Source organism: Streptomyces sp. NPDC005899 (assembly GCF_040629645.1).
Classification (GTDB): Bacteria; Actinomycetota; Actinomycetes; order Streptomycetales; family Streptomycetaceae; genus Streptomyces.
On the sequence record NZ_JBEXWB010000271.1, the window covers coordinates 1 to 8,782 of the forward strand.

Consider the following 8,782-nt stretch of genomic DNA (forward strand, 5'->3'; position numbering starts at 1 on the left):
GGTCCGACCGGCGGGTGCCGGCCGTCCTGCTGGCCCTGCTGGTCCTCGCGGGCGCCGGACTCCTGCTGTACGACGTGGCGGCGGTCCGCACCGACCACCCGGCCATGGGGTGGCGGCGCTCCCTCGCCGACGAGCTGGCGAGCCGCCACCTCGACGACGTGTGGGTGCTGGTCGGCTCCGCGGTGGCCGCGGCCCTCGGACTCTGGCTGCTCCTCCTGGCGCTGACTCCCGGCCTGCGCGCGCTGCTCCCCATGCGGCGCGACCACGCCGGTGTACGGGCCGCACTCGACCGCCGCGCCGCCGCACTGGTCCTGCGAGACCGGGCCGTCGAGGTGGCCGGAGTGCAGTCCGTACGCGTGAGGACGCGGCGGCGCAAGGCGACCGTGCGCGCCGTCTCGCACTTCCGCGACCTCGACGACGTCCGGGCCGACCTGGACGACGCCGTGGGCGAGGGCATCGGCGAACTCGGCCTCGCCCGGCCACCGCGGCTGTCCGTCCACGTCCGACGTCCGGCGAAGAAGGGGTGAGCCGCGTGATCGCGACAGTCAACCGGGTCCTGCTGGGTCTCGCCGGGCTGATCCTGCTCGTCGTCGGCGGTGCCGTCCTCGCGACCGGGCTGGGGGCCCACGTGCCTTCCTGGTGGCCGTTCGAGGGCAAGGCGGACGTCCTGCTCAGCAAGGGCGACCGGTACCGCTGGCGGGACCAGGGCTGGTGGTGGCCGACCGTCATCGCGGTCCTCGCCGTCCTGGTGATCCTCGCCCTGTGGTGGTTCCTCGCCCAGCTGAGGCGCGCGCGCCTCGCGGAGGTGCTGGTCGACAGCGGCGACGGCGAGGGCGCCACGCTCAGGGGAAGGGCCCTGGAAGGCGTGCTCGGCGACGAGGCGGGCTCGATGGACGGGGTGTCGGACGCCAAGGTCACCCTGACCGGCCGCCGCCGCGCCCCGCGGGCACGTGTCCGGCTGCTGATGGAGCCGCATGGCGCCCCGGATCGGGCGCTGCGGGGCCTGTCGGAGAAGGCGCTGGAGCACGCGCGCACCTCGGCCGGGCTGGACGAGCTGCCGGCCGAGGTGCGCCTCAAGGCGGTCAGGCACCGGGCACAACGGGTGACCTGACGCCTCGCGGGGCCGCCGTCGCCGTCCGGTGGGCCCGCGACCCGGACGGCGGTGGGAGGCGGTACCGGGTCAGAACCCGTGGCGGGCGCCGCCGTCCACCGGCACCATGATGCCCGTCAGGTAGGAAGCGGCCGGGGAGAGCAGGAAGGCCGAGGTCTTCCCGAACTCCTCGGGGGTGCCGTAGCGGCGCAGCGGGATCTGCGCCTCGTTGGCCGTGCGGGACGCCTCGGCGTCGCCGGACAGGGCGTCGAGCTCGCGCACCCGGTCGGTGTCGATCCTGGACGGCAGCACCCCGACGACCCTGATGCCGCGCGGGCCCAGTTCGTCGGCGAGCGACTTGGCGAAGCCGGCGAGACCTGGGCGCAGGCCGTTGGAGATGGTCAGCCCGGCGATCGGCTCGTGCACCGATCCGGACAGGACGAAGCCGATGACACCGCCTTCGCCCAGCTCGGCTGCGGCCGTGCGCGCGAGGCGTACGGCACCGAGGAAGACCGTGTCGAAGGCTGACTGCCACTGCTCGTCGGTGGTGTCGGCGACGAAGCCGGGCGCCGGGCCGCCGACGCTGATGAGGATGCCGTCCAGCCGCCCCCAGCGCTGCTTCGCGGCGTCCACGAGACGCCGGGCGGCCGCCGGGTCGGCGTTGTCGGCGACGACCCCGGCCGCGCCCGGCCCCAGTTCCTCGGCGGCGGCCGACACACCCTTCTCGTCCCGGCCCGACACGAGCACCTTCGCGCCGTCGGCGGCCAGGGCGCGCGCGGTGGCGTTGCCCAGCCCGCGGGTCGCGCCGGTGACGATGTAGACACGGTCCTTCAGTCCAAGATCCATGGCCCTATCCTGCCGCGTCCCCGGCACTGAGGTCGACCGCGCTGTTCACCAGCCCGACGTGGCTGAACGCCTGCGGGTAGTTGCCGAGCTGGCGTCCGGCCACCGGGTCGTACTCCTCGGCCAGCAGCCCCACGTCGTTGCGCAGGGCGAGGAGCCGCTCGAAGAGTTCCTCGGCCTCGTCGGTCCGGCCGGCCCGCTGCAGTGCGTCCACCAGCCAGAACGAGCACGCGACGAACGCGCCCTCGTCACCGGGCAGCCCGTCCACGGACGCGCCCTCGGTGCTGTAGCGGCGGATCAGGCCGTCGTGCGCGAGCTCGTCGCGGACCGCGTCGATCGTGCCGATGACCCGGGGGTCCTCCGGCGGCAGGAACCCGGTCCGCACGATGAGCAGCGTCGAGGCGTCCAGCTCACGGGACCCGTAGTACTGGGTGAAGGTGTTGCGTACGGGGTCGTAGCCCTTCTCGCAGACCTCGGCGTGCACGGCGTCCCGCATGGCCCGCCAGCGGTCGGCGTCGCCCGGCAGTTGGGGGTACTGCTCCAGGGTGCGTACGGCACGGTCGGCGGCGACCCAGGCCATCACCTTGGAGTGCACGAAGTGCCGTCGGGGTCCCCGGATCTCCCACAGGCCCTCGTCGGGCTCGCGCCAGGCGGACTCCAGGAAGCCGAGCAGGCTGAGTTGCAGGTTCCAGGCGTGCGGCTTGTCGCCGAGGCCGGCCTCGTGCGCCACCATGAGCGAGTCGATGACCTCGCCGTACACGTCGAGCTGCCGCTGCCGCACCGCGGCGTTGCCCGTGCGGACCGGCCGGGAGTTCTCGTAGCCGCTCAGCCACGGCAGCTCCGTCTCCGGGAGCCGCCGTTCACCGGCCAGCCCGTACATGATCTGCAGGTCCGCGGGGTCGCCGGCGACGGCCCGGAGCAGCCAGTCCCGCCAGGCCGCGGCCTCCTCCACGTAACCGGCGGCGATCATGGCGCCGAGCGTGAGGGTGGAGTCCCGCAGCCAGCAGAAGCGGTAGTCCCAGTTGCGCACGCCGCCGATCTCCTCCGGCAGCGAGGTGGTCAGGGCGGCCACGATTCCGCCGGTGGGCGCGTAGGTCAGCGCCTTCAGCGTGATCAGGGAGCGGAGCACCGCCTCCCGGTGCCGGCCCTTGTAGGTGCACTGCGCGGACCACTTCGCCCAGTCGGTCAGGGTGTGCCTGAGCGCCTTGTGGGGATCGATGAGCTTCGGCCGCGGGGAGTGCGAGGGGTGCCAGGTCAGGACGAAGGCCACGCTCTCGCCCTCGGTCACGGTGAAGGACGAGCAGGTGCTGAACTGCTGTCCCCAGGTCTTGACCGGCGGCTCACTGCGCAGCCAGGCGGAGTCGGGGCCGGCCACCGCCACCCGGTGACCGTGGGAGCGGCGCATCCAGGGGACCACGGAGCCGAAGTCGAAGCGGAGCCGCAGGACGGAGCTCATGTCGACGCTGCCGCTGACACCCTCGACGATGCGCATGACGTCGGGCGCCTTGTCGCGCTGCGGCATGAAGTCGATGACCTTGACCGTCCCGGTCCTGGTCTCCCAGAACGTCTCCAGGACGAGGGTCTCGTCCACGTAGGCACGGCGGGTGCACACGTCGTCGCTCGTCGCGCCCTGGGGGGCGATGCGCCAGTGGCCGTTGTCCTCGTCACCGAGAAGGGCGGCGAAGCAGGCACCCGAGTCGAAGCGGGGCAGGCACAGCCAGTCCACAGAACCGTTCCTGCCGACCAGGGCGGCGGTCTGTAGATCGCCGATGACGGCGTAGTCCTCGATGCGTGGGGTCACGCTGTGGCGTCTTCCCGAAGGAAGGCCCTGTTAAGCAGGGGGACCGGGGCGAAAACGCGGAGGTGGCCCCACGTCCCAACCGTGCCGGGCCCGCGTGCCCCGGCACCGCGCCTGACCCCGTTCCCTGAGCCGGCCCGGTCCGGACGGCAGACCCTAGACGCTCGCCGGCTCCGGCTCCGTGGCCGCCTCGCCGACGCGGGCCGCCTCCTCGACGTCCTTCTTCTCGCGGCGCACGAGGATCACCCAGCCCACGGGAACCCCGGCGGCGAAGAGCCACCACTGGACCGCGTAGGCCATGTGCGGGCCGATGGAGCCGTCGTCGGGGGCGGCGATCGTCTCGGGACTGCCGCCGGCCGGCTCCGGGGCGGTCAGCTCGACGTAACCGCCCAGCACCGGACGGCCGAGCAGCCGCGCCTGCCGGCCGCTGTTGATGAGCATGACCTGGCGGTCCGGCAGTCCCGCCAGGTCCTTGATGCCGCTGGCCCCCGTCGTCTCGTCGGCCTTGAGCCGGCCGGTGACGGTGACCTCGCCGCGCGGCGGCGGCGGGACCTCCGGGAAGGCCTCCTGGGTCGGGGCGGCCGGGACCCAGCCGCGGTTGACCAGCACCGTGCCGCCGCCCTTCAGGTCGAAGGGGGTCAGCACCAGGGCGCCGACGCGCTCGTCCCGGGAGGTGCGGCGCCGGACGACCACCTCGTGGCCGGTGTCGAACGTCCCGGTGGCCGTCACGGTCCGCCAGTAGTCGGAGCGGGGGACGGTGTGGCCCGGCGAGGTGAGACGGGAGACGGGCACGGGGGCGGCCTGGAGGTTCCGCGTGATCAGCGCGTTCTGGGCGACCCGGTGCTCATGGCGGTGCAGCTGCCAGAAACCCAGCTCGACCATCGTGGGGATCAGGACGAGGAAGAGGAGGGTGACGAGCACCCACTGCCGGGTCAACAGGAAGCGGTACACCCCATGACCGTACAACCGGGGCCATGGGGTGCGGCACGGAGGGGTCCCCGTGCGGCCCGTCATACTTTGTCCACGATGCCCGTCCTTCCCTCGGCCCGTGCGCAGTGGCCGCCGCAGTACCAGTGGCCGTCGGCCTCGACGCCCTGGCCGATGACCTGCACCCGGCAGTGCTCGCAGATGGGCGCCATGCGGTGGATGGCGCAGGCGAAGCAGTCGAAGACGTGCACCGCCCCCTGGGCGTGCACCTCGAAGGACATCCCGTAGTCGTTCCCGCAGACCTCACAACGTGCCATGCGCCACAGGGTGGGATGCCGGGCGACGGCGGGCGAGCGGTTGCCGGGCGAGTCGCGGCCGGTTCACTCCGATGACGGTGACGGTGGTGGTACGGCGGCCGTACGGGCCGGGGCGACGTCCCGCAGCAGATGGGTGAAGGCGCTCTCCTCCACGATCGGGGTCCCGAACGACCTCGCCTTGACGTTCTTGGACGTCGCCGCGTCCGGATCGTTGGTGACGAGCAGGCTCGTGAGCCGGGACACGCTGGTCGCCACGTGCAGGCCGGCCTCCACGGCGCGGTCCTCCAGCAGCTCACGGTCCACGGAGGTGTCCCCGGAGAACGCCACCCGCATGCCCTGCCTGAGGGGCTTGTCCGGCTCGTAGCGGCCCGGGTTCGGGTAGGGGCACGCGGGGCGCTTGCGCGAGGGGCGCCAGCTGCCCTGGCCGGAGGACGGCCGGTAGCCGGCGCGCGGCAGGACCGGGGAGTCCTGCCACTCGGTCAGCGGGCGGCACTCCAGCAGCGGCAGGCGTACGCCGCCCCGGGCCGCCGCGTGCAGGCTCGGGCGGAACGCCTCGGCCAGCACCCGGGCGTCGTCGAGCGCGTGGTGGGCGCGCTGCTGCACCACGCCGAAGTGCGCGGCCAGCGACTCCAGCTTGTGGTTGGGCAGGGGGAGGCGGAGCTCCTTGGACAGCGCGATCGTGCACAGCCGCTGTTCGACGGGGGCGGTGACCGCGGCCCGCGCGTACTCCCGGGCGAGCATCGACCAGTCGAACGCCGCGTTGTGCGCGACGAGCACCCGTCCGGCGAGCCGCTCGGACAGCTGCGCGGCGACCTCCGGGAAGAGGGGCGCGCCCTCCAGCACCTCGCTGGTCAGCCCGTGGATCCAGACCGGGCCCGGATCCCGCTCGGGATTGACCAGCGTGTACCAGTGGTCCTCGACGTCGCCCAGGGCGTCCAGGCGGTAGACGGCAGCGGACACTATCCGGTCGTCGCGGGCGAGTCCGGTGGTCTCCACGTCGACGACCGCGTACCCCTGGGGGTAGGCGGTCGGCCAGGGCGCTGCGGTCTGACGGTCGTCGAGCATGGTCACAGAGAATACGGGCCGCGACCGACAGCCCCCCATCCGGGCGACCCGGGCCGCCTGCCGTCCACGAACGCGCGCGGTGCCCGCCGGAGTTGGCGGTGTGCCCCGGGCGGGCGGGTCGGGACATGCCGGGCGGCGGCTCGGTGAGACGCTCCGGAGGTGACGGAGACACAGGTGCAGACTCATGGCGAACCGCACGAAAACGGACTCGGTACCCGGCTCAACTGGCTGCGGGCCGCGGTGCTCGGCGCCAACGACGGCGTCGTCTCCACCGCGGGCCTCGTCGTCGGCGTCGCCGGGGCCACCGGCGCGCGCGGGGCCCTGCTGACGGCCGGGCTGGCGGGACTGCTCGCCGGGTCCATGTCGATGGCGGCCGGCGAGTACGTGTCGGTCTCCACCCAGCGCGACGCGGAGAGGGCGGCGCTCGCCACGGAGAAGCGGGAGCTCGAGGAGACGCCGGAGGCCGAACTGGCGGAACTGGCGGGGCTGCTGGAGGAGAAGGGGCTGAGCGCCCAGGTCGCCCGGGAGGCCGCCGCCCAGCTCACGGAGCGCGACGCGCTGCGCGCGCACGCCGAGGTCGAGCTGGGCATCGACCCCGACGAACTGACCAACCCCTGGCACGCGGCGGGTGCCAGCTTCCTGGCCTTCACCGTCGGCGCGCTGCTGCCCCTGCTGGCCGTCGTCCTGTTACCCACCCCGCTCCGGCTGCCGGTCACGGTCCTCTCGGTGCTCGCCGCGCTGACCCTCACCGGCTGGGGGAGCGCACGGCTGGGCGCCGCTCCCGCGGGGCGCGCGGTGCTCCGGAACGTGGCCGGGGGAGCGGTCGCGATGGCCGTGACGTACGCGGCCGGGGCCCTGCTCGGGGCGGCGGGGGTGTGAGGGCGAGCCGGCGCGGTGGCCGGGCGGACGGCTCCGGGTGGCGCGGTGGCCGGGCGGACGGCTCCGGGTGACGCGGTGGCCTTGGGGGTACCCGACAAGCCCTCCTGACGCCGAGTCTCACATACTTGTCGGTAACAACATCTATGCGTGACCCGCAGGCCCGCTCTACGGTGCTCGGATGGAGCCGAACCTGCCCGATGTCGTGCTGTGGTCGATCCCGGCCTTCGTCCTGCTCACCGTGCTGGAAATGGTGGCCCACCGGCTTCACCCGGACGAGGACGCCGCCGGGTACGACACCAGGGACGCCGCCACCAGCGTCACCATGGGCCTCGGCAGCCTGGCCTTCGACCTGGTGTGGAAGATCCCCGTCGTGGCGATCTACACCGCCGTCCACGAACTGACCCCGCTGCGCGTACCCGTCCTGTGGTGGACGGTCCTGCTCATGCTCCTCGCCCAGGACTTCTTCTACTACTGGTCCCACCGGGGCCACCACGTCGTCCGGATCCTGTGGGCCTGCCACGTGGTCCACCACTCCAGCAGGAAGTTCAACCTCACCACCGCGCTGCGCCAGCCCTGGACCTCACTGACCGTCTGGCCGTTCTACCTCCCCCTCATCGCCTGCGGCGTCCACCCGGCGGCCCTCGCCTTCTGCTCCTCGGCCAACCTCGTCTACCAGTTCTGGGTGCACACCGAGCGGATCGGCACGCTGCCCCGCCCCTTCGAGTACGTCCTCAACACGCCCTCCCACCACCGGGTGCACCACGCCTCCCAGGGCGGTTACCTCGACCGGAACTTCGGCGGCATCCTGATCGTCTGGGACCGGCTCTTCGGCTCCTTCGCCGCCGAGACCGAGCGGCCCGTCTTCGGCCTCACCAAGAACATCGCGACCCACAACCCGCTCCGGGTCGCCACGCACGAGTACGCCGCCATCGCCCGCGACGTGCGGGCCGCCACCACCTGGAGCGAACGGGTGGGGCGCGTGTTCCGCGGACCGGGCTGGCAGCCGGCGAGGACCGGACGTGCGGCGCCCGTACCCGTGCCCGTGTCTCCGCGCGCCGCCACCGAGCACACCGGATGAGCCCGCGCACCGGTGCGCCCCGGCTCGTACGCCCGCTGCTCCTCGCCTTCCTCGCCGTCGCGGCCGTCGACCTGGCCGGCCTCCTGGCCGGAGCGGAGCCGGTCCACCTCGTCGCCAAGCCGCTGCTCATGCCCCTGCTGGCCGCCCACGCGGCGGCCCGCGGCGGGTCCCGGGCGCTTGTCGCCGCGCTGCTGTGCGGCTGGGCCGGGGACGTGCTGCTGATGCCCGCCTCCGAGGGCGCCTTCCTCGCCGGGATGGGGTGTTTCGCCGCAGGGCACGTCTGCTACCTCGTCCTCTTCGGGCGGGCCCGTCCCCGCCCGGCCGCCGGACTCGCCTACGCCGCCGTGCTCGTGGCCTTCCTGGCGTACCTCTGGCCGGGCCTGCCCGGCGACCTGCGCGTCCCGCTGACCGGGTACGGCCTGCTCCTCGCGGCCATGGCATGGCGTTCCGGTGCCCTGGGGCCGTGCGCGGCAGTCGGCGGCGCCCTCTTCCTGCTCTCCGACGCGCTCATCGCCACCGGAGTCGCCGGCCGGGCCGAGCCCCCCGGCCACGACTTCTGGATCATGCTGACCTACCTCGCCGCGCAGTACCTGCTCACCCGCGGGGCGCTCGGGGCCCCCGCCCGGCAGGAGCGCCCCGCCGGTGCCGCCGCCGGCGTCCACCGTGGAGGGGGTGCCCCACTCCCCTAGCCCGGGGCCGCCGCGGCCCGGCCGGGCCCGCGCACACGGAGGTGGGGGGGGGGGGGGGGTGCCCGGGCGCAGCCGCCCCGCGGGCCCGGGGCCCCG

Annotated in this window: 10 protein-coding genes; 5 read left to right on the forward strand and 5 right to left on the reverse strand. The window is 73.8% G+C overall.

Annotated features, from left to right (window positions below):
• Together ABZ371_RS24490 and amaP are read left to right on the forward strand one after the other, a co-directional pair.
• The coding region (locus tag ABZ371_RS24490) for a DUF6286 domain-containing protein (protein WP_358683291.1) at window positions 1-527 on the forward strand (527 nt) is incomplete at its 5' end.
• Window positions 528-532: 5 nt separating this feature from the next.
• A complete protein-coding gene (amaP, locus tag ABZ371_RS24495; protein WP_358683293.1) occupies window positions 533-1,111 on the forward strand; it encodes an alkaline shock response membrane anchor protein AmaP in 579 nt (192 codons plus the stop codon).
• Window positions 1,112-1,180: 69 nt separating this feature from the next.
• Here amaP and ABZ371_RS24500 read toward each other — a convergent pair whose 3' ends face one another.
• From ABZ371_RS24500 to ABZ371_RS24520, 5 genes are all read right to left on the reverse strand, one after another.
• Window positions 1,181-1,936: an SDR family oxidoreductase gene (locus ABZ371_RS24500; protein WP_358683295.1), complete on the reverse strand. Its 756-nt coding sequence runs from the start codon at window positions 1,934-1,936 to the stop codon at window positions 1,181-1,183.
• 4 nt (window positions 1,937-1,940) lie between these two features.
• A complete protein-coding gene (locus ABZ371_RS24505) occupies window positions 1,941-3,734 on the reverse strand; it encodes a glycoside hydrolase family 15 protein (protein WP_358683297.1) in 1,794 nt (597 codons plus the stop codon).
• A 153-nt stretch (window positions 3,735-3,887) separates the two neighbouring features.
• Window positions 3,888-4,682, reverse strand: coding sequence for an SURF1 family protein (locus ABZ371_RS24510; protein ID WP_358683299.1), 795 nt, complete (start codon window positions 4,680-4,682; stop codon window positions 3,888-3,890).
• Window positions 4,683-4,741: 59 nt separating this feature from the next.
• Window positions 4,742-4,975, reverse strand: coding sequence for a hypothetical protein (locus ABZ371_RS24515; protein ID WP_358683301.1), 234 nt, complete (start codon window positions 4,973-4,975; stop codon window positions 4,742-4,744).
• 63 nt (window positions 4,976-5,038) lie between these two features.
• Window positions 5,039-6,046, reverse strand: a complete 1,008-nt coding sequence (locus ABZ371_RS24520) for a DEDDh family exonuclease (protein ID WP_358683303.1) — start codon at window positions 6,044-6,046, stop codon at window positions 5,039-5,041.
• A gap of 153 nt (window positions 6,047-6,199) precedes the next feature.
• On the opposite strand from ABZ371_RS24520, the gene ABZ371_RS24525 reads away from it, so the two are divergent.
• From ABZ371_RS24525 to ABZ371_RS24535, 3 genes are all read left to right on the forward strand, one after another.
• Complete coding sequence (locus tag ABZ371_RS24525) at window positions 6,200-6,919, forward strand: VIT family protein (RefSeq protein ID WP_358683305.1); 720 nt, start codon at window positions 6,200-6,202, stop codon at window positions 6,917-6,919.
• Window positions 6,920-7,097: 178 nt separating this feature from the next.
• Window positions 7,098-7,997 carry a sterol desaturase family protein gene (locus tag ABZ371_RS24530; protein ID WP_358683307.1) on the forward strand — a complete coding sequence of 300 codons (900 nt, stop codon included), beginning with the start codon at window positions 7,098-7,100 and terminating at the stop codon, window positions 7,995-7,997.
• Window positions 7,994-8,686: a lysoplasmalogenase gene (locus tag ABZ371_RS24535; RefSeq protein WP_358683309.1), complete on the forward strand. Its 693-nt coding sequence runs from the start codon at window positions 7,994-7,996 to the stop codon at window positions 8,684-8,686. The genes ABZ371_RS24530 and ABZ371_RS24535 overlap by 4 nt, the downstream gene beginning before the upstream one ends.
• Window positions 8,687-8,782: the final 96 nt, after the last annotated feature.

Coding starts and splice junctions, on each gene's coding strand:
- ABZ371_RS24500 (WP_358683295.1), bottom strand. CDS start 1,936: ATGGATCTTGGACTGAAGGACCGTGTCTACATCGTCACCGGCGCGACC.
- ABZ371_RS24515 (WP_358683301.1), bottom strand. CDS start 4,975: ATGGCACGTTGTGAGGTCTGCGGGAACGACTACGGGATGTCCTTCGAG.
- ABZ371_RS24530 (WP_358683307.1), top strand. CDS start 7,098: ATGGAGCCGAACCTGCCCGATGTCGTGCTGTGGTCGATCCCGGCCTTC.
- ABZ371_RS24535 (WP_358683309.1), top strand. CDS start 7,994: ATGAGCCCGCGCACCGGTGCGCCCCGGCTCGTACGCCCGCTGCTCCTC.